Origin of the sequence: Vibrio aerogenes (assembly GCF_024346755.1) — a bacterium.
GTDB lineage: Bacteria > Pseudomonadota > Gammaproteobacteria > Enterobacterales > Vibrionaceae > Vibrio > Vibrio aerogenes.
Genome location: NZ_AP024861.1, coordinates 585,751 through 608,178, shown reverse-complemented (window position 1 = coordinate 608,178; position 22,428 = coordinate 585,751). Strand labels below are relative to the sequence as shown.

Below are 22,428 nucleotides of genomic sequence, written 5' to 3'. Positions count from 1 at the left end.
CATTCAGGAGAAATATGTATGTTAATGGATTCAGGTTATGACTCATACCAACAGGTGGATTTAGATGCACAGGCCGCATCGGCGAACCCACATCAACTGGTCGTGATGCTGATTGATGGGCTGCTGGATGAAGTCGAGCGCATTCGCGGCCATATCGAAGCCAAACGCTACGCCGAAAAAGGTATGGGAATCAGCAAATGCATGAACATTCTGGTCGGCCTTGACAGTGCGCTGGACGATGAAAATGGCGGTGAAATTGCCGAAAACCTGCACCAGCTTTATGACTTCTGTCAGGTCGAGCTCTATCAGGCCAGTGTACAGAATAATGTTGACCATCTGACCAATGTCGAACGGGTGATGAACAACATTCGGGAAGGGTGGATGGATTTTGGCAAGAATGCATAAAGTCTCTCCGGAGCGTTTCCGCCATCTGGCCCAGCGGATTCAGATTGCAGCCAAGCTTGAAGACTGGCCTTCTCTGATGCGCTATGACCAACAGCTCCAGGAGTTGCTGGCCACGCATCAGGCTTATCTGAATGATCCGCGCCTTGCCCCTGAGATTACCAGAATCAAGGTCATCCATCAGGCCGCATTTGAGCAATTGTCTCAGGCCACCCGGGAACTGGAACAAACCATGAATAATGTCCGGATGCAGCAGGAAAGGGCGATGGCCTATCAACTTGCAACGCCGGACGGAGAACATCGATGATTCAGACTCAGATTTTAACCTCAGCAACGTCTGCCCAGCAGCCGAAGGAGGCGCAACAAGGCTTTCAGGTGCATCAGGCCCGAAGCAGCGCCGGAGAAAAAGGTCAGCAATCCGCTCAGACTTTCCGGGGCGTATCCGGTCAGCAACGGCATCAGCGATCGGAACAAAGTCACACGCGTTCGCAAACCAGTCAGAGTGCGAACGCTGCCGGACAATCCTCTCATACTTCGCAGTCCGGGGGATTGCAGAGCGGACAAAACGGGTTCCATACACAGGAAAAGGCGCTGTCACAGGTTGCTTCATTTTCAGAGAAAGCGTTATCTTCAGAAAAAGTATTGTCCTCACAAAAACAGGCACAGCCTGATTCACAGGATGCTTCCGGAATTGCGGCGATTCTCAGTGATATTTTGAATGTACAGCAGCAACGGCTCTCTCAGGCAGAACTTGAGAATCACTCACACAGTCACCGGGTTTCGGCAAAAATAGCTGAAGCGATGGGTGAACAAAAAATGCAGCTGAAAGGTCAGGAGATCACCGGCACATCAGCGGCAGAGAAACTCAGCCAGTTGACTCAGACCGAAAAACTGACCGCGGCATCAGCACTGAGTCAGACTGACAAGCTCGCCCTGAAGTCCGTATTGCTGTCAGCCACAGAGGGGCAGACAACGCCTTCAGCAACAATCAGCAATGCATTGCAAACACTGTCAGCGGCAACCACTCAAACGCAACATACCGCAGGTACGGGTACGACGACACAGGCTTCAGCCAATGGTGCGGAATGGGCAGCCGTCAGGGTTGATCCACAATCAGGCAAATGGGGTGAGCAGATGCTGAGCATTCTGCACGACCGGGTCACGCTACAGGCACAACAAAATTTACAGGAAGCCAGGATCCGCCTCGATCCGCCTGAATTAGGCAAACTGGACTTGATGGTCCGGGTCGACGGCGACAAGCTGAATGTCCAGATCCACGCCAGTTCCACCGCGACACGGGAAGCATTAATGCAGGTCTCTGATCGCTTGCGGACCGAACTGCAAAACCAGAATTTTATGCATGTCGATGTCAATGTTGGCGCAGAACATCAAAGTGATGGCCAGTCTTATACCGGTCAGGAAGATGAACCCACGATATTTGCGTCCCGGAGTGATCATCACCCGGACGAGAATCATACGTCAGTGACTTCTGAGCACTGGCTGAATACACAAGCCTGAATCATCAACGAGGGAAAAAGGCAATGACCAAAAAACAAATGATTATTCTGTGTGTGATGATGCTGATCACGACCGCGATTGTATCCGGCGGTGCTGTCTTTGGTGGTATCTGGTACTTAAAACAGTCTTCAGGTGCAAATGGCTCAGATTCTTTTATCTCGGTGTTCACCAAGAAAGAGGATCCCATCTCCCCTACCCCCGTCTTCCACCAGCTGGAAAAAGTTGTTCTCAGTGTCAAAGGTGAAAAACAACAGAATCATTTCGTCATGCTGGAACTGGCTATAGAAACCCGCCATCCCGTACGGATGGAAGCAATTGATAACTATATGCCGCTGGTCCGGAATACGTTAATCAAGCTTTTCAGCAACAAAACCTATGCAGATTTGTACGGTGAACAGGCATTGGATCATCTGCAAAAAGAAGTCAAACAATCCATTCTGATGGCTTTTGAAAAAACAGAAATCGTCCGGGATATTGATGATGTGCTGCTGACCAAATATGTCGTGCAATAGAGGGCATTCATATTGGATATACATTTTCAGGAAGGCTATGAAGCAACGGAGGAAGTGAACACACCCGCCGTTCCTATCGATGAAAATCATCTGCTGGCCCGTTATCAACATTTAGTCAAAAGAATCGTGAATCAGCTACGTATTCATGCCAATACCTATTGCAGCGTTGAAGACATGCAGCAAATCGGTTTGATAGGCCTGCTTGAAGCCGGCCGTCGCTACGGCAACATTGATGATGAAAACTTTCCTGCATTTGCTGTCTGCCGGATCCGTGGATCTATTCTTGATGAACTGCGCCGTCTGGACTGGCGCTCCCGTAAAAAAAGACAACAAGCGCACGAGCTCAATGATGTCACCCGTGATCTGACCCGGCAACTTGGCAGGCAACCAACGGATACTGAAATCATCCGGGCACTCGGCACCGATGAACAGGATTACTATGACCGGTTAAATGCCTCTCTGGCCGGTGAAATTCAAAGTCTCGATCAACTGCTTGAAAACGGACTGGAAAGTCATATTGATGAACAATACGAAGGGATGGAACATGAACATATCCGCCGCAGCCTGGAACAGGCTCTTGGTAAGCTCTCCACGCGGGATCAGCTATTGCTGACGCTGTTTTACCAACATGAACTCAATCTTCAGGAAATTGCGCTGGTCCTCAATCTGACGCCGCCCCGCATCTGTCAGTTACATAAACAGGCGCTCAAACAACTTAATCACTATTTGTCCCTTTAGGAGTCAGTCATGCAAAAATTTCTAGGTGCAATCATCGTTTTGATGTGTGTCTTTGGCGGATATATGTGGGCCGGCGGCAGACTACTTGCCATCTGGCAACCGGCTGAGATCATGATCATTGTCGGTGCCGCACTCGGTTCTGTCATCATTGGTAACCCACCGCAGGTTCTCAAAGAAATGCGTCGCCAGCTGGGAATGCTGGTTTCCCAACCTAAAGACGAACAGCTGTATTACATGGAGCTGATGGCCGTTTTACAAATCTTACTGGAAACGGTTCGCAGCGGGGGATTCAAATCCCTTGATAAGCATATTGAAGCTCCTGAAGAAAGTGACTTATTTAATCGTTATCAACGGGTTTCCGGTGATTACCGTCTTGTTTCTTTCATTACCGACAATTTACGTTTAATGGCAATGGGACAAATGTCGCCTCATGAATTAGAGGGATTGCTTGAGCAGGAGATTGAAGCGATTCAAAACGATCTTCTGCAACCATCCCGTTCAATGCAACGTACCGCAGAGGCATTACCCGGATTTGGTATTCTCGCGGCTGTAGGCGGAATCATCATCACCATGCAGTCTATCGATGGTTCTATCGCGCTGATTGGTTACCATGTAGCCGCGGCACTGGTTGGTACGTTTGTTGGTATCTTTGGCTGTTACTGCTGTCTTGATCCGGCCAGTAACGCCATGGCACAGCGGGTCAAACGCGACATGTCGGCATTCGAATGCGTCCGTGCGACGCTGGTCGCTTATGTTGCGAAAAAACCAACGCTGCTTGCCATTGATGCAGGTCGAAAACACATTCAGCTGGACATCAAACCCACCTTCAATCAAATGGAGCAGTGGCTGGCTGAGCAGGAGGGATAATACAAAAGCAAGAGCATGTGGTATTCAAGCGCACGAGTCGCAGCCATGAAGATGCACATCACGGCGGTGCCTGGAAAGTCGCATTCGCCGATTTTATGATTGCACTGATGGCGCTGTTTCTGGTGCTGTGGGTTATGCAGGTTGTGGATCAGGATGAAAGGAAAGCGATCGTTGCATATCTGAATGATACCAGTGTTTTCGAGCAGAGCTACGGCAACCCTTTTGATACGTCACAAAGTATCTCTCCGATCGATCTGAAGTCTCAGTCTTCAGTACCGGATACCCATGCAGCCAGACATATTGTGAATTCATTTTTTAATGGTAATGGTGAAGGGCCGGAATCGGATGCTTTGATTCCCGGTACATTTGATACGCAAGAGCAACTCACCTTACTGGCAAAAGTGATTGAGGAACTGGTCAAACAGATCAGTGCTCAGGGCAATGTCAATGTTACCGTGACCCCACAAGGTTTACGGATTGTGCTTCAGGATGATTACAAGCAGCATATGTTCAGCCGGGGCGGAACCGAACTGACCCCCTATTTTGAGGACTTATTGCTCGCTCTGGCCCCTGTTTTTCAGCGGGTTCAAAACCCAATCATCATCAGTGGTCATACGGATTCGACCCCGTTTAAAAAGACCATCAGTAACAAAAGCAACTGGGAGCTTTCTGCAAACCGGGCTGATATCGCCAGACAAACGCTGGTTGCAGGCGGCATGCCAGATGAGCGTGTTCTTCAGGTAACCGGCATGTCTGATCGCGCGCTTCTCAATCCGGATCAGCCCGATTCGAGCGCCAACCGCCGTATCGAATTATTTGTCCTGACAACCCCGGCGGCGGCCGTGCTTGAGACCTTTTTTGGTGATCAAAAAGATAGTGAACTGAAAAAAGCACAGGATAAAGCGCATTTTAATCAACCTGTTATCCGGCAGGAGACGATTAAATATCCTATACTTTCAGAACAAACTCAAAAAGAACCAAAAAAGAAAATCTAAAACTATAGTGCATTAACATCATACGCATATCCCGCTGCGCTGCCCGCAGAGCAGCGGGACAGGACTCCCTGTTTCACAAAATAACTGAACACCGAGCGCTTTATGTACCATCACTATCAACAAACGGTTGAAACGAATAAGAAAAATGGCATGCAGAAATTTTTTCTGTGGCTGATTGTTGTTGATTATGGTTTGTTAACACTATTTCTCACCCAGCTTTCCAGCCTGACTCTGAGTGGCGGCACCGGTATTAGTCTGTTGCTGGTGATTTATAATGTTCTGCTGACTTTCCTTTGTTTCCAGAGAACCCGGCGCCGGGACACTTATATTATCTACCCGACACTTTCGGCAACTTTACTGGCATTTATCTGCTTTTTGTATTTCTTCTTTCTGGTTTAAGGAAAAGATTCTCGTGTTGCCCGGCATCATTTTCTTCCTTGTTTGTCTGAATACGGTTAAGCGCCGGAATCACGTCACTCAGATGATGTATCACGGGTGCACCCTCTGGCACTGATATATCCGGATGAAAGCCGGAGAAATAAATCGCATGCATACCAGCGTTCATCGCACCACAAATATCTTTCTCCGGATGATCACCGATATACACACATTCGCCACATAAAAAACCGGCATCCTGCACGGTATCAGTAAAGATGGAGGGATCGGGTTTACTGACGCCAAATTGTCCGGAACTCACCATCTGCAAAATCAACGTATTCAGTGACGTCGCAGCTAATGTTGCCCGGCGGCTCGATTCCGCACCATTGGAAATTATCCCGACATGATAACCAGACTGAACCAGTTGCCTGACTAATTGCTCCACGCCCGGCATTTCTACCGTATTTCCGGGAAACTCAGTTCTCCAGAATGTTGATACTTCTGATGCCAGAACCGGCTTGATCCAGTCAGCCTGCCGGCAGAGTTCTGCGCCAATCGCTTGCCAAATCTTTTGATAAGGTGAATCTTCAGCCAGATAACCACCGTTATCTGTTTGTTTAATGATGGTTGAAATTTGTTTGACCGATGGGTTCCTGAGTCTGTGAGAATAATGTTCGATAAAAATCCGGGAAAACGCATCAATACTGGCATCACGATCAACCAGGGTATTGTCCAGATCAAAGTAAACCGCCTTAATCATAAAATTCTCCGCCGCCTGAGACATCCTGAATATCAATATATCGCAACAAAAAAAGCCAGCAAAATCAATGCTGGCAAAACAAACAAGAATCTGATTTCAGAACAGACGAAGCGTGATCAGCGAAGCAAGGCAACCACTGTATGACGACGAACATTCGCTTGTGCATTTAATGCCTGATACACCGAGGTGAAACGCTGGGAGGCGGCTGAAAAACTGGTCAGCATCTGTTCTGTTTCTGCGCCGGAAATTGTCTGCGTTTCCGAACGCAAACTATTCATTTGTGCGCTTAAGTCTGTATAGAACTGGCGGGCATCCTGAAGGCTGGACTGGACTTGCTGCAAGTGTTGATTCACGCTGCTGATGGTCTTCTTAATGCCATCCCGTGAGCTTAAATCAAACTTCAGCTCCGCAATGCCATCAGGTTCTGATTTCAGCGTCAGTGCATTCGGCTGACCAGCCGGGAAACGATATCCCTGGCCGCTCACCATCACTTTCTGTTGCATCTGTTGATACGATGACTCTTTCGCCTCAAAAATGATATCACCGTTCTCACTGACAGAAGCCCGCATCCCCATAGGCAGGAGGCTGCGATCCAGCATTTTCACTGCTTTTTGCCCGTCAGACTGGCCATCAAACTGAATCATCACGGAACCACCCTGCGGAAAATCCAGCCGGATCTGTTCGGCTTTGTCTGTCGAGCGGTTGATATTCAGACCCGGCACAGAAAAACGCCGGATATCGGCACGATCAAGTTTCAAACGGAGTTCATTATCAACAACCCGTTTCCCGTCAAACCGGGCTTGTTCTAACACCTGAGTGATCTGTGCTTTCGCTGCCGACAAACTTTCTTTCAGGGAAGCAGAGGAAGATGCATTCACCCCATATTGCAACGCCGGGGTCAGCGTACGTTTGATCCCGGTCAGCGTCTTGCCGACAGACTGAAGTGTCTGGGTGGCAATCTGAACCGATGTTGCATGCTGCTGACCTTGTGTCAGCATCACACCAGACAGAGAATAAGAAGACACTTCTGCTTTCGGCTGGCGATAGCCTCTGAGTGCAGAAACGCCTGTGTCTGACGCACGGGAAGGCGAAATTGAGGTTTGTCCCTGCCCTGTCAGCCGAATCCCATGTGCCCTGACTTCAACCGTACTTACTGCCATAACATCAAATCCTACAACCGATCAAACAGGGACAGGTCGTTTATCTTGGTATAGCTCGCCTGCGTTGCTTTCAGAGCCGCCATATAATTATTCAGCCTGACCGATGCTTCACCATAATCCAGCGCCGATAAATCGTTCGAGATTTTATCGACGAACAGTTTATTTTCACTGTGTGCACCCGACATCATTTCCAGGTTTTTAATCTGACCACCAATTTCAGTCAGAGCACCTAATACCTGAGCCGATGTGCTGTCAACCGCCGTCAGTGTTGTTTCCACTTCAGTCCGGAAATTGGCCGTTGGTGTTTCAAACTCGGCAATGATGGCATCAATATGATTTAAAATATTGTCACCACCACCCAGGTCAAGAATCTCGGCAGACGTCTTATTCGATTCAACATTGACCCCTTTGGCCACAGTCACCAGCCGTTTATCGCTGTTTCCCTGTAATACATAGCTGCCAGAGACCTCAGCGATAGAGGCGGTATCCGTTTTGGTACCCGAGAAGAGGTAATGCCCGGCTTCATCCTGCGCATTAAATGCTGTGATCAACCCTTCCCGTAAGCTGTTCAGCTCTGTAACCATCCCGTTTCTGTCACTGGTACTCAGGGAGCCATTCGCGCCCCAAAGCACCAGCTCACGAATACGTTGCAGGCTTTCAGTCGCAGAATCCAGATAAACTTCCTGATTCGATAAATTGGTTTTCACATCAGAGATATTTTTCTTATACTGAGTAATCACGCTGCCTTCCCGGCTTAAATTCAGTAACTGAACCGAAGCCATCGGGTCGTCTGAAAGCTTGGTCAGACGATCACTGGTCGACATCTGCTGCATCACTTTACCCAAGCCAACATTATTATATTGCAGGCTTCTCAGCATCATCTGACTGAACTGTGTATCACTGATTCTCATGATTACTCCTTAAAACAGCTGCAAAACTGAATCAAATAATTTATTGGCAGTACTGATAACTTTCATATTGGCGTTATGTGCCTGTGAAAAAGTCATCAGATTTGCAGCTTCTTCATCACTATTCACTGCCCTGACGTTATCCCGTGCTTTCTCAGCTTGTTCATTCACCACAGTTTTAGCCTGATAATCCGATGTTGCCTGACGGGCTTTAATTGCGGTATCACCCACCATCGCAGTAAACCCTTCATTGAGCGTCATTGACCCGAAACTGCCCACAGATACATCTTTATTGCTGATGGCAATTAAATCTTTGAGCACATCACCGTTGCCCGGATTTCCATCCGAAGAAAAAGCAAGTTCTTCAGGCGCAATACCTGTGGTCGTCAAACTGGCTGCGGGAGACGCCGGGTCATAAGCAAATAATGGCTGACCGGCATTGCCGTTCAGATCCTGTCCGGTTGCCAGCACATTGTTAAATTCATCAGCCATGGCTGTTGCCATATCATCCACAGCTTTCATGTCAGATTTGAGCACATCACTCTGATAATCATTGATTGCACCAATTTTTCCGCCGACCGAACCAGAAACAACAAAGGTCTGATTTTCAAACTCAACTTTCATGGTGGCCATATACACATCTGACGGATCCGGCACTGCTTTCAGTTGTCCTGCATCGCCACCCATCACTAAAGGCTGCCCCGAGGTGAGTGTCACCTGCATACTCCCGTCGGCCTGATCTGTGGTTCTGACTTCCACAATTTCTGCCAGCTCGCCGATCAGCTTATCGCGGGTATCGAGTAGCTGAGACGGATTACCACCTACGCCATTCGCTTCCGTGATTTTCTGGTTCACTTCAGCAATATTCACCATCAGGCTGTTTGCCTGTGCGACGGCAGCGTTACGCTGGTCACTCAAATCTTTGTGCTGGGTTTGCAGCGTTTGATTCAGGGTATTAAAACGGCGTGAAATAGCTTCGGCTTCACTGGTGATCTGTTGACGCAACGAGACAGATTCTGGTTTGGTTGTCGCACTGTGCAGTGCAGCAAACAGGCTGTCAAAACCGGCTGATAAATCGAAGCCATCCGCTTTCAGCGTATTTTCCAGCTGACTGAGGCCGTCATTATAACCAGACGCATACGAGGAAAGACTGGCAGAGGACCAGGTCTGTTTTACCAGAAACATATCCGTCACACGGCGAATACTGGTCACTTCAACCCCGTTTCCGGCATTCAGGCGATCATGTTTCGCCCCATTGACGGCTGCCATCAGCGCTTCCTGACGGCTATATCCCGGCGTGTTGATATTCGCAACATTTTGAGCGGTCACATCCAGAGCCACCCGGTTGGCATTTAATCCTGATAAAGCAATATTGACGAGACTCATTTCAGTTACGACTCCGTTTTTCGAATCAATGGCTGTGCAAATGCGCTGATTGCATTTACTTCGCAGGTTTTATCCTGATTAACAGAGGCGACCACTTGAGCGGCAGGATTAACCGGGCCAGAATTCAACACGTTTTTCGCTGAATCATTTTGTGATCCTGCTCTCATTAATGGCACCACATTATCTGATGAGGATGCCTGAGCGATACCGTTGCCAACGGCTCCCGGTATCTCCGGACTCAGTTGCTCAACCAGCATATCTGCAATCCCGGCTTTTTGCTTTTTCGCCAGTTCAATCGCAAGCTGACCGTCATACATATCCCGGAAAACACCTTCATGTTCACTGGAAAACGGACTGTCTTTATCAGCCAGCACATCACTGCTGCTGCGCATCTGCCGCAGCACCAGTTGCAAAAACATCGCTTCAAACTGTCCGGCAACTGTCTTCAGTGACTCCTGCTGGTTTGTCGCATGCTTAATATTCGTCAGCGCACTGTTATCATGATAAAGAACAGAATTCAGTTGTGTTTGATCATTCACACCATCAAGTTTCATTATGCCTCCTTATATGACAACCAGCTCAGCATTCAAAGCACCCGCTTCGTGAAGCGCCTGTAAAATCGACATCAGATCTGTCGGTGTCGCGCCAAGGCTGTTGACCGCGTTGACGATAGTATTCAGTTCCGTTCCCGGCGGCCAGATCACCATCTGTGCCTGATCTTCATTCATATCAATGCCGGTCCGGTCAACCACTTTGGTGTTGCCGTCAGCAAAAGGATTTGGCTGGCTGACATGCTGCGCTTCAGAAATTCTGACGGTTAAATTACCGTGACTGACCGCCGCTTCACCCACCTTAACATTTTTGCCGATAACAACGGTTCCCGTCCGGGAATTGAAAACAATTCTGGCGGGTTTGCGGCCCGGCTCAACACTCATCTCTTCCAGCATCGACATCATCGTCACCCGTTGCTGAGTCTCTTTAGGTGCCCGCATATCCACACGGACCTTATTGACCGCAACCGCGACATCCGGTCCGAAAGTCCGGTTGATTTCACGGGCAATATTTTTTGCCGTTGTAAAACTTGGTTCATGTAAATTGAGGGTGATTTTATCGCGGGAGTTAAAATCGGTCGGAATCTCACGCTCCAGTGTGGCACCGTTAGGGATCCGGCCAGCCGTAGGCGTGTTAATAGCAATTTTAGAACCACTCTTTCCTTCCGCAGAGGCACCGCCAACCACAACATTCCCCTGAGCAACAGCATAAACTTCACCGTCTACACCGCGCAGTGGTGTTAACAGCAGCGTACCGCCACGTAAGCTTTTTGCATCCCCAATCGATGACACCACAATATCAATCGGTTGTCCCAGTCCGGTCATCGGTCCGACATTAGCGGTCACACTGACAGAGGCAACATTCCGCAGTTTTGGATCGGTTTTTTCGTCAATCTGAACCCCAAACTGCCGTAACATATTGGTGATAGACTGCGAGGTAAATTTCACCTGATTTCGGTCACCCTGACCATCCAGACCAACGACCAAACCATAGCCCACCAGCTGGTTTGATCGGATTCCCTGAACATCCACCAGATCCATCACCGGAATTTTCACTTCCGCTGCCTGCACAAACGGGGCAACAGAGAGTGCTATCGTCCAGAAAATCGTTTTCACCGTGTATTTTATCGGTTTCACCATGTACTTTATCGGTTTCATCAGAATGGCATCCATGGGCTGTTAAAGAATTGAGTCAACCATCCGGAAGCATTGCTTTCCGCCAGCGCTCCCCGGCCAGAATAAGTAATCCGGGCATCCCCGATTCGCTGAGAAGAGACCTGATTACTGCGGCTGATGTCGTCCACCCGGACAATACCAGTCAGCCGGATATATTCATCGCCCTGATTCAGGCGAATCCATTTTTCACCACTGATACGCAGCACACCATTCGGCAGGACTTCATGCACCGTCACCGTAATTGCCCCCTGCAGTTTATTCCCCTGAGAGCTGGTGGCACTGCCATCAAAATCACGCTGCGCATCAATCGATGCCGACAGATCATTCAGTTTTTTGGTGCCCAGCGTTGGCAACGCAAAATTTACACTCGAATTTTTACCATATTTTGTATTGGCTTCTTTGCTTGACTGGGTCTGTTCTGACAAAATTACAGTCAGCATATCCCCAACCCGGTAAGCCCGGCGGTCCTGAAAGAGTGTCATGGTGTATTGATGGCGGTAAAGACTCCCGGCTTTAGGGGCTGGCAGAGAATAATCCAGCTCCGGAGGACCATATTTATCTTCATTGGGAGAAACAGGCATAAACTCCTGCCTGCCCGCACACCCGGCTAACAGTAAAACCGCGATCATCCAACCGCCTGACAGCCATTTGATAATCTGCTTATTCATGACTCGCTCTTTCATGACTACCTATACCTTACAAAGATTGCGAAACAAATTTCAGCATATCGTCTGCTGCTGAGACAACTTTGGCATTCATCTCATAAGCACGCTGCGTGGTGATCATATCCACCATTTCTTCCACCACCTGTACATTGGAACCTTCCAGTGCGCCTTGCTTGATACTGCCGACACCATCTTCACCGGCAATCAGCTCTTCTGCCTGCCCACTGGCATCCGTTTCGCGGAACAGATTACCACCAACGGCTTCCAGACCCGCGGGATTGATAAATTTCGCCAGTGTAATCTGTCCCAGTTGCTGTGGCGCCGGGTCATCGGTTGTAATGCCGCTCACCGTGCCGTCCACACCAATTGAAACCGATTTAATATTTTCCGGAATCTGAACCTGTGGCTGTAATGGCAGTCCCTGACTGTTCACCACAATACCTTCAGAGTTGACATGGAACTGACCATTCCGGGAATACATAATTTCCCCGTCCGAGTTTTCGATCTGGAAAAAACCTTTGCCCATCACCGCCAAATCAAGTTCCTGTCCGGTATTTTGTGAGTTTCCCTGCGTGAAAACTTTCTGAGAACCCACAACCCGGACACCGCTGCCGAGCTGAACCCCGGTTGGCAGTTGGTTGACCTGATCAACCTGAGCACCCGGCTGACGCTGAATGCTGTAGAATAAATCTTCAAAAACAATCCGGTCCCGCTTAAAGCCAACCGTATTGACGTTTGCCAGATTGTTCGAGATCGCAGTCATCTTGGTATCCTGAGCTGCCATCCCGGTTTTACTGACCCAAAGTGCTGAATGCATCCTTTGTTCTCCTTACTGCATGAGCAATCAGCTCGTGCTCATTAATTTGTTGCCGGCCTGCGCCAGTGTTTCCGCCGTTTTCATCATCCGGACCTGCATCTGAAAATTGCGCGTCAGCGACATCACGTTCATCAGTTCATCAATCGCAGAAACGTTACTGCCTTCAAGGTGTTCCGGCGCTAATGTGACAGTCTGGTCTGCATTAAAAATGCCGCCACCAACACGGTGCAGCAAACTGTCACTTTCTTTTTGCAGCTGATTCATCTGCGGGTTGACCAGTTTCATGGTGCCGACCTGAACTTCTGCATTACCGCCCGGCGGAATCACCGAGATCTGACCGCGCTCACTGACTTCAACTTTCTGATATTCCGGCAAGGTTAACGGGCCGTTTTCACCCAGCAGCGGAAAGCCATTCACCGTCAGGTTGCCCTGACTGTCAACCGCAATATTTCCGGCTCTGGTATAGGCTTCATCACCATCCGGTGTCTGAACGGTCAGGTAACCTTTTCCCATCACAGCCACGTCGAGCGCACGCCCGGTTTCGATCACATCACCGGTATCAAACCGGGTCGAGGCTGAGTTCGTCACCACCATGGTCCGGCCATCAAAACCTGACCCTTGCAGTGCAACGCTCTGGACCCGTTCCATATCGGCCCGGAATCCGGCTGTATCAGCATTTGATAAGTTGTTCGCCCGCACATGCTGCGCTTTCAGCACCCGGCTGGCACCGGATGTGGCGGTAAACAGCAAACTATCCATAATCCGTCTCGCTCAATCGGTGATTAAATGGCGTTAAACAAAGATTGCGTCAGCTTATCTTCAGTCGAGATCGTCTTCGCATTCGCCTGATAGTTACGCTGAGCCGTCATCAGACTGACCAGTTCATTCGTCAGGTTCACATTTGAGCCTTCCAGTGCACCCGGAGAAATATCACCTAAAACGCCGGTTCCCGGCGCGCCGACAGTTGGCGCACCTGAGCTGTAGCTCTGTGTCCATGCAGTCCCGCTGACTTTAGCCAGTGCCTGTGGGTTGGCAAAGTTCGCCAGAACGACCTGTCCCTGCAACTGAGACTGACCATTGGTGTACGTCGCGTAAACCATCCCGTTATCTTCAACACGCACGCCGGAAAGCTGACCCGAGGTATACCCGTTCGGGCTGTTGGTGCTCACGCCAAACTCTGCGCCAAACTGTGTACTGCCGGTTAAATCAATATCAATACTGACCGCATCCGCACCTGTTGGTGTGAATGCGACGGTATAAGGTGCTGTCGGCGTCGCCAGAGAACCATTGGTGTTAAAAGTCATTGCCTGTGTCGTAACATTAGCTGTATCACCATCAACAATCGTGTTGATGTTCCAGGAGTTACTTGCGGTTTTGGTAAAGTATTGAGTGACTGTGTGTGAATTCCCAAGAGAATCATACACTTTACTGGTATAAGAAGAGTTAAACGTATCTGTATTCGTAGAGTCAAATGCGACCGTAATGTCCTTCGCACTGGCATCAAAGTTTGCAACAAAATCTAACTTGTCGGTGGCTTTTGCTGCCAGTGAAGCGGAACTGATTTTGATATTCCCAACCGTACCGTTCATCAGCTTGTTGTTACTGTCAACACTGTAACCTTGCAGATTCGCCCCGGTATTACCAATCACAAAATTATCTTTGTCGGTGCTGAAGACTCCTGAACGGGTATACAGCGTCTGACCCAGACTATCTTTGGTGACAAAGAAACCATTGCCATCAATCGCTAAGTCCATCGCACGGCCGGTATTTGAGATTGTACCGTCTTTGTCAAAATTCTGAGAAATAGCAGCGACTTCAACCCCACCCGCCTGAACTCCGTTATATACGGCAGAAAATTCTGTACGCCCGCTTTTAAATCCATACGTTGACGCATTCGCGATATTGTGGCTGATCGTATTCAGTTCAGAATTGGTTGCATCCAGTCCACTTAGTGCAATATTAAAACTCATAAAAAACCTCTGTATCCTTTATTGTTTCAAATCCAGTTTCAGGCACCAAACTGGCTGATTTGATAAAACGGCACACTGCCGACACCATTGATGTTCACCATCGCAGAGCCGCCACTGGACGGAATACGAACCTGCTCGACTGTGCCGCCCAGCAAGACATTCGGGGTGCTTTGACCTTCCTGCACCTCCACAGAAACAGTATATTGTCCGGGTTTTAGATCATGTTTTTCAGGATCAATACTGAAATCAACATCACCGGCACCATGCGCGCCTAACGGAATTTTGGTCTCCTGACCAAACTCATCGGTCACAATCAGATTGACCTGACTGGAGCCATGCTCCAGTTCAATTTTCCCGGTTTGTGCCTCTTCACCTAATTCAAAACTATTTCCGGACACATAGACGGTGCGTCCGACCAGTCCCGAGGTAGAAAGCACCTGCATGTTATCCATCATCACCATGCCGTTTTGCATCAGGGAGGACATATTTTCCATGCTCTGCACCTGGGAAAACTGTGCCAGCTGGCCGACATACTCGGTGCCATCCAGCGGATTCAGCGGATCCTGGTTCTTGATCTGAGCCACCATCAGACTGATGAATTCGTTCTTTAGTGAAGCCGCACTATTGGGATTGCTGCTTACCGATGAATCTGAAGATGACGTTGTTGTTGATGATTTATCCGCAGTCAGTGCGGTATATTGTGCAATTGTCATGAGCGACCCTGCCCTAATCTCAGCAGCCCCTGCTGCATACTTTTTACGTTAGTCAGCACCTGTACATTGGTTTCAAAGCTGCGCGTTGCCGACATCATATCCGCCATTTCAGCCACCACATCAATGTCCGGGTAATAAACATATCCATCTGTATTCGCCAGCGGATTGCTTGGCTCAAAGCGTTTTTCCGGTTTGCCCTGATGCTGAACCACATCCATGATCCGAACCTGAGCGTCCGGGTAAACGGAATCACCGGAAGAGAGCTGTGTCCGGTTATAAACGGTTGCAAACACCGGCTTCAGCGGCTTGTAAACATCGTTCGGATTTGCCGAAACAGCATCGGCATTAGCCAGGTTACTTGCCACCGTATTCAGCCGGACGGTTTCAGCTGTCATCGCTGAACCGGCTATCGTGTAAATATCAGAAAAAGACATCACTAACGTCCTTCTATTGCTTTCGATAAGCCATTAAATTTCATATTCAGAAATGTCAGGCTGGTTTGAAAATCCATACTGTTTTGGGCGAACTTTGCCTGTTCCACACCAAGTTCCACCGTATTTCCGTCTTTCCGGTTCTGATAGGGGATCGAATACTGTGCTGCCACCTGAAGTTGTGGTGTCTTCGGATTCACGTTCCCCGGACTCAGCTCGCTCATCACAGTTGTAAAGCTCAGGTCTTTCGCCAGATACCCCGGCGTGTCAACATTCGCTAGGTTCGTTGCCAGAATTTTGGTACGCTGAACCCGAAAATTCAGTGCTGCGGGATGCACCCCTAATGCGTTTTCAAATGTGATTGCCATCTGTTTTTTTCCTTCAGATTGAAACGACCGGAAATTTCGTAGCAAATATAGAAACAAGATGCATGCCATAAAAAATAAAGAATAAATTCAATGATTTATATGAGACAAAGGAAGTATCACTTCCGCATTACGGAAATAATCTCCCAGAAGAGGAAGTCGCTGATTTCCTCTGCCTTCTATGCACTGCTTCTGTTGCTCTCTGCCTCATTTTTTGTCCCCGCCGCCCAGGCTGCTCACACAACAGAAGCAGTGATTCAACAAGCGGTGAAAAACCGGTTGCAACAAGAGCTGCGCCAAACGGCCCGTCAGTACAAATGGAACAAATATTCTCATCACTGGGATATCTGGGTACCGGCTTCAGCCAAACATCTTCCGCCTTGCAACACGAAACTGAAAATTACCAGCCGGGATAATCAGCAGTGGCCGGTGGGTCATCTTAAACGGCAGGTCCAGTGTACTGATCCAAAACATGCGTGGCGGCTGACCGTTACGGTGAAAGCCTCTTTAACGTTGCCAGTCGTTGTCATGACACAGCCAGTGAAACGGGGCAATACCATCAGTACATCCATGCTGAAACTTGAAAAACGAACGCTGACCCGGGAAACAAGTTTTCTGACCCGGATTTCTCAGGTAAAAGGAAAAACAGCCACCCGGAGACTGCGCAGCGGGCAAATTCTCAGCCCGCTTTGGCTGGAAAAACCACCATTGGTCAAAAAAGGAAATCTGGTACTGATTGTTGCGTCAAAAGATGGAGTGAATGCCAGCACCAGAGGGACAGCCCTTGAAGAAGGGGGAAAAGGCGATCAAATCCGGGTTGAAAATATCAAGTCAAAGAAAGTTATCCGCGCGATTGTCACCGGCAAAAATACGGTCCATACCCAGTTCTGATGGATTTAAACTCAGCCTGCTGATTCTGGGTAAATTTTGGAGTGCATCTAACATTTTTTATCGATTACACTCGATATTTACCCTAAGATTCGGTTACAACAGGCAAGGCTGAACTTTTTCGTACAAATTTCAGCATCCGGGTTTAATGTTCTTTTGCCCGTAGCCGCCCTGTATAAATAGTAGCGAAAGATAAAGATTTGAGGGCACCAGACTTTGAAGATCGATAAAGTAACGGGCGGTCATGTCCCACAGACAAAGCTTCAGCAAACAGGCAAAAAAACACTGGAAAGTACACCGGTCAAACAGACAAATACTGACCCTGAGCTGAACATTAACATGGCAGCAATAGAGAAGGCGCAAGCGGAAATATCTTCTTTACCTGATGTAGATATGGCAAAAGTAGAACAGGTTCGTCAGGCACTCAGCCGTGGTGAACTATCTCTTGATACAAAAGCTTTATCTCAGGCGTTGATGAAATTTCATACCGGTCACGAATCATCCTGAGACCAGAGGAGAACACAATGGGATCTGCCCACAGTCAACATATCCGGGCTTTTGTTCAGTCTATCAGTCCGGATATCAGGCTTTACCGGCAACTTCTGCAGCTGCTTCAAACGCAAAAGTCACTTTATCTTACTTTTGATGGTGATGCGTTGAATCAGAACCTTCGTGAGCAGATTCCTTTGTATCAGAAACTTCAGGAAAGTGCTTCCTTGCGCACGGCGTGTCTCAAATCGGTCAAGCTGCCCGCAGATGAGCATAGTGTCAAACGAATTTTCGCTGTTCTTCCACCCGCATTGAAAAACCAGGCGGAGAAACAGTGGGCAGTGTTAAGCACTTTAATCCATCAGTGTCATGCTCAGAATCAGGAAAACGGTCAGTGCTCCGCTCAGTTTCATGAAATGCTGACACAACTGACACAACCCTCACCAACTTACGACACGAATCTGAACGGATTGTAAACACAGCAGCATTGTCGGTTTTGGCGGGCGCGGCAATCTCTGAGTACCATATTTTCACCAAAGTACTTTTGCCTAAAGTACTTTTCCGTATGACCGGCTTTCCCAAAGTCATACCTGTAGTGTTCCCAAAACCATACCGAAAAAAAGCCGGAAGAAGAAGCCGGGAAAAGAAGCGGATCAAGCAAATTCACATTCTTCATGGCGCGTTGATTTGATGATTGATGTTACAACAGGTAGCAAGGTAAGATACCGCCACATGAATATCATCCGGGAAATACTGATGAAAAAAGAGATCGTTTTAGCAACAGGCAATCAGGGTAAGGTCAGGGAAATGGCTGACTTGCTGGCTGATTTTGGTTTTGATGTGAAAGCTCAAAGTGAGTTCCAGGTTCCGGATGTCGCAGAAACCGGCACCACATTTATTGAAAATGCCATCATCAAAGCCCGTCATGCAGCGCAAATCACAGGATTACCAGCCATTGCTGATGATTCAGGACTGGAAGTAGATGCACTGAACGGTGCGCCCGGAATCTACTCCGCCCGCTATGCTGGTGAAGATGCAACCGATCAACAGAATCTGGAAAAACTGCTTGGTGCCATGCGTGATGTCGCTGAAGAGCATCGTACAGCCCGTTTTCATTGTGTGCTAGTGCTGATGCGTCATGCCAGTGATCCAACGCCACTGATTTGCCATGGCCAGTGGGAAGGAACAATTCTGCATGAAGCGTACGGTACAAATGGATTTGGATATGATCCCATCTTCTTTGTCCCGGAAGAACAATGTGCTTCAGCTGAACTGGAACCAGCCCGGAAAAAGCAATTATCTCATCGGGGCAAAGCGCTTCATCAACTATTTGAACAACTCAATCAACAAGCCCGATAATGGCAGACTCTGAATTTATGGAACTTTGCCACTTACTTTCTCCACCACCACTGAGCCTTTATATACATATTCCGTGGTGTGTTCAGAAATGCCCTTATTGTGACTTTAATTCTCATGCACTGAAATCTGAGATTCCGGAGCAAATTTATATTGATGCCCTGCTGGACGATCTTGATCAGGACCTGCAGGATTACAATTTGCTTTCATCCTCCCGAAAGCTTCATTCTGTATTTATCGGCGGTGGAACCCCAAGCCTGTTCAGTGCTGAGGCCATTCAACAGCTGCTCAACGGTGTTCAGGCCAGGCTCCCATTTGAAGAAGGGATTGAAATCACCATGGAGGCCAATCCGGGAACGATTGAATCTGAACGCTTTCAGGCTTATGTCACAGCTGGCGTCAACCGCATCTCTATTGGCGTGCAAAGTTTTGAAGCTGAAAAACTGGAAAAGCTGGGACGAATCCACGGACGTCAGGAAGCCATTCATGCTGCAGAGCTGGCCCACAAAATCGGACTGAATAGCTTTAATCTGGATTTAATGCATGGTTTACCGGGGCAAACCGTTGCAGAAGCGATGGCCGATCTGGATCAGGCGATAGCTTTAGCACCACCACATTTATCCTGGTATCAACTGACCATTGAACCCAATACTCTATTCTACTCCCGCCCACCCCGGTTACCCGATGACGATCGCCTGTGGGAAATCTATGAGCAGGGACATCAAAAACTCATCTCTGCGGGTTACAAACAGTATGAGACTTCAGGCTATTCAAAGCCGGGATATCAGTGCAAACACAACTTAAATTACTGGCGTTATGGTGATTATCTGGGAATTGGCTGTGGTGCCCATGGCAAGCTGAGCTTTGATGATGGCCGGATCATCCGGACAACAAAAGTGAAACATCCCAAAGGCTATCTGAATCTTCTGAAACGATTCAGAGATAGTGAAGTTCCTGTGCCGGAAGTGGATCGACCGTTTGAATTTTTCATGAACCGCTTCAGGCTGACCGAGGCTTGCCCGAAAGCAGAGTTCGTAGCCAGAACGGGGTTGACTGAAGACCGGATTCTTCCGCTGATTGAACCGAATATTTCTCAGGGTTATCTGCGCGAGACAGCAACCCACTGGCAGGTCACCGAAAAAGGCAAATTATTCCTCAATGATTTGCTGGAAAATCTGATGCCGGATGAGTAATCACTGAAAAAGCGGCATGAGAAGAGAAGCATAGTTATTCTATGAAAGCGACGAATAACGCAGCGCAAGATACTTTTAGATGAACCCAAAGGGCAGCATTTGTTCGGGCTTTCTACGGCGTTATCGCCTGCTTATGTAGAATAACTACACCGCACAGGCTCTACCTTGTATAAAACCCGAACAAATTGCTGCAAAAATGCACTCAAAAGGTCAACGACCCTAAAAAATGGACCGGCCAATTTTGCCGGACAGTACTTCCAGCGCATGCGTTCCGGCCAGCGAGTTCCCTGAAGCATTTAATTCCGGCGACCAGACTGCAATGGTCATTTCTCCGGGCACAATGGCAATAATGCCGCCTCCCACACCGGATTTACCTGGCATGCCGACCCGGTAAGCAAACTCTCCGGCTTCGTCATATAAACCGCACGTAGCCAGCAATGCATTAATTTGCTTTGCCTCTACCGGTGAAACAATGCGCTTGCCACTCTGTACCGAAATCCCCTGATTAGCCAGATAGCTGAAACTCTTCGCCAGCTGGATACAACTCATTTTCAGTGCGCAGGCGTGAAAATATGTATCCAGCACCGGCATAACCTGATTATCAAAGTTACCAAATGCCCGCATCAGATAAGCAATGGCTGCGTTTCTGTCGCCATGTTTCATCTCAGACTGAGCCACGACTTCATCATAAATGATCTCATAGTCATCACTCAGACAGCGAACATAATCCAGTAAACGCTGCCGCGGTGAAGAAAGCCTTGACTGAAGCAGGTCAGCCACCACAATCGCACCGGCATTAATAAACGGATTTCTTGGAATGCCCTGCTCTACCTCAAGCTGAATCATAGAATTAAATGCATGTCCGGAGGGCTCTTTTCTGACCTTAGACCAGATTTCCTCCTGCGAATAAAGAGACATTGCAAGAGTCAGATTAAACACTTTCGAAATCGATTGAATTGAAAACTCTTCTTCTGCATCACCGGCTGCAAAGAGTTCTCCCTGATTGGTTAATACTGCCAACCCCAGCTTATCTGACGAAACCCCAGCCAGAGCAGGAATATAATCAGCGACTTTTCCTTGTCCAATCAACGGGCGCACTTCATCCAGAATCTGCGAAAGAATTTGATTGGTGAGTTTCATAATTTCAGACTTTACTTTTGTTTTTAAATATTTTTATACCCAGACAACCTGAAGAGTCATGTACTGACAGGTTTGGGCGGTATTTGCTGTTTTAACAACGTAAAAAAAGCCAGCAACAGACTGCTGACTTTTTCAGCTTACTCCTGAAACAACAGGAGAAGCAACCATTACATTCAGTTAACGGACGATTAACATCAACCAACTAAAAAATTTCAACTTATCCGGCGGAATTTTATATCCCAGACGCCATGACCAAGACGGTGGCCCCGCTGTTCAAATTTAGTCAGCGGACGTTCATCCGGACGCGGAACAAAGTCCCCGCTTTCAGCAATATTTGCAAACCCCGGTGCCTGGTTCATGACTTCAATCATATGTTCCGCATAATTTTCCCAATCCGTCGCCATATGAAAAATGCCAGCCTCCGGTATCAGTTTCTGACGTACCATTTCAGCGAATTCAAGCTGAACAATCCGACGCTTATGATGACGTTTTTTATGCCATGGATCCGGAAAAAATAGCTGTAACGTATGCAGGCTGTCATCCGGGATCATGTGAGCAAAAACTTCAACAGCATCATGACACATCACCCGTAAGTTGGTAATGCCGGCATCACGCGCAGCTGACAAACAAGCACCAACACCCGGACTGTGAACTTCGATACCCACAAAGTTCTTTTCCGGTGAATTCCTGGCCATTTCAACCAGAGAAGCCCCCATGCCAAAGCCAATTTCCAGCACGACCGGGCGGTCATTGCCAAAAACTTGCTGCCAGTCCAGCCGCTGTGCAGCATAATCGATCCCCATCACAGGCCAACACGCTTCCATCGCAGCTTCCTGACCTTTGGTTAACCGACCTTCGCGACGTACAAAGCTCCGGACTTTTCGTATCAGTTTGCCATCTTCATTATACTCGTTCGTCGTCACTTCACTCATTGGTTTGCCTGTCTGCTGTTTATTGTTCAAATTTCAATCTCAATCAGAGGGGATGTGATTATCCAAAGAATCTTAATTGAAGCAAGTATTATTGCCACAATTTTCGGGTTATCAGCCG

Annotated in this window: 28 protein-coding genes; 13 read left to right on the top strand and 15 right to left on the bottom strand. The window is 48.2% G+C overall.

The features are described 5' to 3' along the window. Nucleotides 1-18 precede the first annotated feature (18 nt). From fliS to OCV29_RS02770, 8 genes are all read left to right on the top strand, one after another. Nucleotides 19-405: a flagellar export chaperone FliS gene (gene fliS / locus OCV29_RS02805; protein ID WP_073603502.1), complete on the top strand. Its 387-nt coding sequence runs from the start codon at nt 19-21 to the stop codon at nt 403-405. Beyond that, nucleotides 389-709 (top strand): LafD, encoded by a 321-nt coding sequence (locus OCV29_RS02800; RefSeq protein WP_139281563.1) that lies wholly within the window; start codon nt 389-391, stop codon nt 707-709. Before fliS ends, OCV29_RS02800 begins: the two co-directional genes overlap by 17 nt. After that, nucleotides 706-1,920, top strand: coding sequence for a flagellar hook-length control protein FliK (locus tag OCV29_RS02795; RefSeq protein ID WP_245796812.1), 1,215 nt, complete (start codon nt 706-708; stop codon nt 1,918-1,920). Before OCV29_RS02800 ends, OCV29_RS02795 begins: the two co-directional genes overlap by 4 nt. Nucleotides 1,921-1,943: 23 nt before the next feature. Continuing rightward, nucleotides 1,944-2,432 (top strand): flagellar basal body-associated FliL family protein, encoded by a 489-nt coding sequence (locus OCV29_RS02790; RefSeq protein ID WP_073603504.1) that lies wholly within the window; start codon nt 1,944-1,946, stop codon nt 2,430-2,432. A gap of 9 nt (nt 2,433-2,441) precedes the next feature. Beyond that, on the top strand, nt 2,442-3,170 hold the full coding sequence (locus OCV29_RS02785) for a FliA/WhiG family RNA polymerase sigma factor (protein ID WP_073603505.1): 729 nt from the start codon (nt 2,442-2,444) through the stop codon (nt 3,168-3,170). Between the two features lie 9 nt (nt 3,171-3,179). After that, nucleotides 3,180-4,037 (top strand): flagellar motor stator protein MotA, encoded by an 858-nt coding sequence (gene motA, locus OCV29_RS02780; protein WP_073603506.1) that lies wholly within the window; start codon nt 3,180-3,182, stop codon nt 4,035-4,037. Further along, nucleotides 4,037-5,032, top strand: a complete 996-nt coding sequence (locus tag OCV29_RS02775) for a flagellar motor protein MotB (RefSeq protein WP_073603507.1) — start codon at nt 4,037-4,039, stop codon at nt 5,030-5,032. The genes motA and OCV29_RS02775 overlap by 1 nt, the downstream gene beginning before the upstream one ends. A 102-nt stretch (nt 5,033-5,134) precedes the next feature. Next, nucleotides 5,135-5,431, top strand: a complete 297-nt coding sequence (locus OCV29_RS02770; protein WP_073603508.1) for a hypothetical protein — start codon at nt 5,135-5,137, stop codon at nt 5,429-5,431. Here the strand turns inward: OCV29_RS02770 and OCV29_RS02765 are convergent. The 13 genes from OCV29_RS02765 to flgB all read right to left on the bottom strand — a co-directional run bounded on the left by OCV29_RS02765 (nt 5,397) and on the right by flgB (nt 16,315). Continuing rightward, nucleotides 5,397-6,170, bottom strand: coding sequence for an HAD family hydrolase (locus OCV29_RS02765; protein ID WP_073603509.1), 774 nt, complete (start codon nt 6,168-6,170; stop codon nt 5,397-5,399). The two genes, OCV29_RS02770 and OCV29_RS02765, sit on opposite strands and share 35 nt — an antisense overlap. Nucleotides 6,171-6,286: 116 nt before the next feature. Beyond that, nucleotides 6,287-7,330: a flagellin gene (locus OCV29_RS02760; RefSeq protein WP_073603510.1), complete on the bottom strand. Its 1,044-nt coding sequence runs from the start codon at nt 7,328-7,330 to the stop codon at nt 6,287-6,289. A gap of 11 nt (nt 7,331-7,341) precedes the next feature. After that, nucleotides 7,342-8,241, bottom strand: coding sequence for a flagellar hook-associated protein FlgL (gene flgL, locus OCV29_RS02755; RefSeq protein ID WP_073603511.1), 900 nt, complete (start codon nt 8,239-8,241; stop codon nt 7,342-7,344). Between the two features lie 9 nt (nt 8,242-8,250). Next, complete coding sequence (gene flgK, locus OCV29_RS02750) at nt 8,251-9,624, bottom strand: flagellar hook-associated protein FlgK (RefSeq protein ID WP_073603512.1); 1,374 nt, start codon at nt 9,622-9,624, stop codon at nt 8,251-8,253. Nucleotides 9,625-9,629: 5 nt separating this feature from the next. Continuing rightward, nucleotides 9,630-10,178, bottom strand: a complete 549-nt coding sequence (locus OCV29_RS02745; RefSeq protein WP_073603513.1) for a rod-binding protein — start codon at nt 10,176-10,178, stop codon at nt 9,630-9,632. Nucleotides 10,179-10,187: 9 nt separating this feature from the next. Then, complete coding sequence (locus OCV29_RS02740) at nt 10,188-11,333, bottom strand: flagellar basal body P-ring protein FlgI (protein WP_306345603.1); 1,146 nt, start codon at nt 11,331-11,333, stop codon at nt 10,188-10,190. Further along, nucleotides 11,333-12,019: a flagellar basal body L-ring protein FlgH gene (flgH, locus tag OCV29_RS02735; protein WP_370737185.1), complete on the bottom strand. Its 687-nt coding sequence runs from the start codon at nt 12,017-12,019 to the stop codon at nt 11,333-11,335. The genes OCV29_RS02740 and flgH overlap by 1 nt, the downstream gene beginning before the upstream one ends. 28 nt (nt 12,020-12,047) lie before the next feature. Beyond that, nucleotides 12,048-12,833, bottom strand: coding sequence for a flagellar basal-body rod protein FlgG (gene flgG / locus OCV29_RS02730; RefSeq protein ID WP_073603515.1), 786 nt, complete (start codon nt 12,831-12,833; stop codon nt 12,048-12,050). Nucleotides 12,834-12,860: 27 nt separating this feature from the next. Beyond that, nucleotides 12,861-13,592, bottom strand: a complete 732-nt coding sequence (gene flgF, locus OCV29_RS02725) for a flagellar basal-body rod protein FlgF (RefSeq protein ID WP_073603516.1) — start codon at nt 13,590-13,592, stop codon at nt 12,861-12,863. Between the two features lie 23 nt (nt 13,593-13,615). After that, nucleotides 13,616-14,803 carry a flagellar hook protein FlgE gene (gene flgE, locus OCV29_RS02720; RefSeq protein WP_073603517.1) on the bottom strand — a complete coding sequence of 396 codons (1,188 nt, stop codon included), beginning with the start codon at nt 14,801-14,803 and terminating at the stop codon, nt 13,616-13,618. A gap of 38 nt (nt 14,804-14,841) precedes the next feature. Next, nucleotides 14,842-15,516, bottom strand: a complete 675-nt coding sequence (gene flgD / locus OCV29_RS02715; RefSeq protein ID WP_073603518.1) for a flagellar hook assembly protein FlgD — start codon at nt 15,514-15,516, stop codon at nt 14,842-14,844. Then, on the bottom strand, nt 15,513-15,950 hold the full coding sequence (flgC, locus tag OCV29_RS02710) for a flagellar basal body rod protein FlgC (protein WP_073603519.1): 438 nt from the start codon (nt 15,948-15,950) through the stop codon (nt 15,513-15,515). Before flgC ends, flgD begins: the two co-directional genes overlap by 4 nt. Nucleotides 15,951-15,952: 2 nt before the next feature. Next, the gene (gene flgB / locus OCV29_RS02705) at nt 15,953-16,315 is read right to left on the bottom strand and encodes a flagellar basal body rod protein FlgB (protein ID WP_073603520.1); all 363 of its coding nucleotides are present in this window, start codon (nt 16,313-16,315) and stop codon (nt 15,953-15,955) included. Between the two features lie 99 nt (nt 16,316-16,414). Between flgB and flgA the strand changes: the two genes are divergently transcribed. The 5 genes from flgA to hemW all read left to right on the top strand — a co-directional run bounded on the left by flgA (nt 16,415) and on the right by hemW (nt 20,238). After that, entirely contained in the window at nt 16,415-17,203 is a 789-nt protein-coding gene (flgA, locus tag OCV29_RS02700) for a flagellar basal body P-ring formation chaperone FlgA (RefSeq protein ID WP_261887363.1), read from the top strand. A gap of 213 nt (nt 17,204-17,416) precedes the next feature. Then, nucleotides 17,417-17,707 (top strand): flagellar biosynthesis anti-sigma factor FlgM, encoded by a 291-nt coding sequence (gene flgM, locus OCV29_RS02695; RefSeq protein ID WP_073603522.1) that lies wholly within the window; start codon nt 17,417-17,419, stop codon nt 17,705-17,707. A gap of 17 nt (nt 17,708-17,724) precedes the next feature. Further along, nucleotides 17,725-18,165: a flagellar export chaperone FlgN gene (gene flgN, locus OCV29_RS02690; RefSeq protein ID WP_073603523.1), complete on the top strand. Its 441-nt coding sequence runs from the start codon at nt 17,725-17,727 to the stop codon at nt 18,163-18,165. A 280-nt stretch (nt 18,166-18,445) separates the two neighbouring features. After that, a complete protein-coding gene (locus OCV29_RS02685) occupies nt 18,446-19,048 on the top strand; it encodes an XTP/dITP diphosphatase (RefSeq protein ID WP_073603598.1) in 603 nt (200 codons plus the stop codon). After that, on the top strand, nt 19,048-20,238 hold the full coding sequence (gene hemW, locus OCV29_RS02680) for a radical SAM family heme chaperone HemW (RefSeq protein ID WP_245796815.1): 1,191 nt from the start codon (nt 19,048-19,050) through the stop codon (nt 20,236-20,238). The genes OCV29_RS02685 and hemW overlap by 1 nt, the downstream gene beginning before the upstream one ends. 219 nt (nt 20,239-20,457) lie before the next feature. On the opposite strand, the gene glsB is transcribed toward hemW, so the two are convergent. Further along, nucleotides 20,458-21,378 (bottom strand): glutaminase B, encoded by a 921-nt coding sequence (glsB, locus tag OCV29_RS02675; RefSeq protein ID WP_073603524.1) that lies wholly within the window; start codon nt 21,376-21,378, stop codon nt 20,458-20,460. 212 nt (nt 21,379-21,590) lie between these two features. Continuing rightward, the gene (gene trmB / locus OCV29_RS02670; protein WP_073603525.1) at nt 21,591-22,310 is read right to left on the bottom strand and encodes a tRNA (guanosine(46)-N7)-methyltransferase TrmB; all 720 of its coding nucleotides are present in this window, start codon (nt 22,308-22,310) and stop codon (nt 21,591-21,593) included. Nucleotides 22,311-22,428 lie beyond the last annotated feature (118 nt).

Coding starts and splice junctions, on each gene's coding strand:
- flgG (WP_073603515.1), bottom strand. CDS start 12,833: ATGCATTCAGCACTTTGGGTCAGTAAAACCGGGATGGCAGCTCAGGAT.
- trmB (WP_073603525.1), bottom strand. CDS start 22,310: ATGAGTGAAGTGACGACGAACGAGTATAATGAAGATGGCAAACTGATA.
- motA (WP_073603506.1), top strand. CDS start 3,180: ATGCAAAAATTTCTAGGTGCAATCATCGTTTTGATGTGTGTCTTTGGC.
- flgN (WP_073603523.1), top strand. CDS start 17,725: ATGGGATCTGCCCACAGTCAACATATCCGGGCTTTTGTTCAGTCTATC.
- glsB (WP_073603524.1), bottom strand. CDS start 21,378: ATGAAACTCACCAATCAAATTCTTTCGCAGATTCTGGATGAAGTGCGC.
- flgK (WP_073603512.1), bottom strand. CDS start 9,624: ATGAGTCTCGTCAATATTGCTTTATCAGGATTAAATGCCAACCGGGTG.
- OCV29_RS02685 (WP_073603598.1), top strand. CDS start 18,446: ATGAAAAAAGAGATCGTTTTAGCAACAGGCAATCAGGGTAAGGTCAGG.
- flgH (WP_370737185.1), bottom strand. CDS start 12,019: ATGAATAAGCAGATTATCAAATGGCTGTCAGGCGGTTGGATGATCGCG.
- OCV29_RS02790 (WP_073603504.1), top strand. CDS start 1,944: ATGACCAAAAAACAAATGATTATTCTGTGTGTGATGATGCTGATCACG.
- OCV29_RS02740 (WP_306345603.1), bottom strand. CDS start 11,333: ATGAAACCGATAAAGTACATGGTGAAACCGATAAAATACACGGTGAAA.
- OCV29_RS02765 (WP_073603509.1), bottom strand. CDS start 6,170: ATGATTAAGGCGGTTTACTTTGATCTGGACAATACCCTGGTTGATCGT.
- flgB (WP_073603520.1), bottom strand. CDS start 16,315: ATGGCAATCACATTTGAAAACGCATTAGGGGTGCATCCCGCAGCACTG.
- flgC (WP_073603519.1), bottom strand. CDS start 15,950: ATGTCTTTTTCTGATATTTACACGATAGCCGGTTCAGCGATGACAGCT.
- flgL (WP_073603511.1), bottom strand. CDS start 8,241: ATGAGAATCAGTGATACACAGTTCAGTCAGATGATGCTGAGAAGCCTG.
- hemW (WP_245796815.1), top strand. CDS start 19,048: ATGGCAGACTCTGAATTTATGGAACTTTGCCACTTACTTTCTCCACCA.
- flgF (WP_073603516.1), bottom strand. CDS start 13,592: ATGGATAGTTTGCTGTTTACCGCCACATCCGGTGCCAGCCGGGTGCTG.
- OCV29_RS02760 (WP_073603510.1), bottom strand. CDS start 7,330: ATGGCAGTAAGTACGGTTGAAGTCAGGGCACATGGGATTCGGCTGACA.
- OCV29_RS02770 (WP_073603508.1), top strand. CDS start 5,135: ATGTACCATCACTATCAACAAACGGTTGAAACGAATAAGAAAAATGGC.
- OCV29_RS02745 (WP_073603513.1), bottom strand. CDS start 10,178: ATGAAACTTGATGGTGTGAATGATCAAACACAACTGAATTCTGTTCTT.
- OCV29_RS02795 (WP_245796812.1), top strand. CDS start 706: ATGATTCAGACTCAGATTTTAACCTCAGCAACGTCTGCCCAGCAGCCG.
- fliS (WP_073603502.1), top strand. CDS start 19: ATGTTAATGGATTCAGGTTATGACTCATACCAACAGGTGGATTTAGAT.
- flgE (WP_073603517.1), bottom strand. CDS start 14,803: ATGAGTTTTAATATTGCACTAAGTGGACTGGATGCAACCAATTCTGAA.
- flgD (WP_073603518.1), bottom strand. CDS start 15,516: ATGACAATTGCACAATATACCGCACTGACTGCGGATAAATCATCAACA.
- flgA (WP_261887363.1), top strand. CDS start 16,415: ATGAGACAAAGGAAGTATCACTTCCGCATTACGGAAATAATCTCCCAG.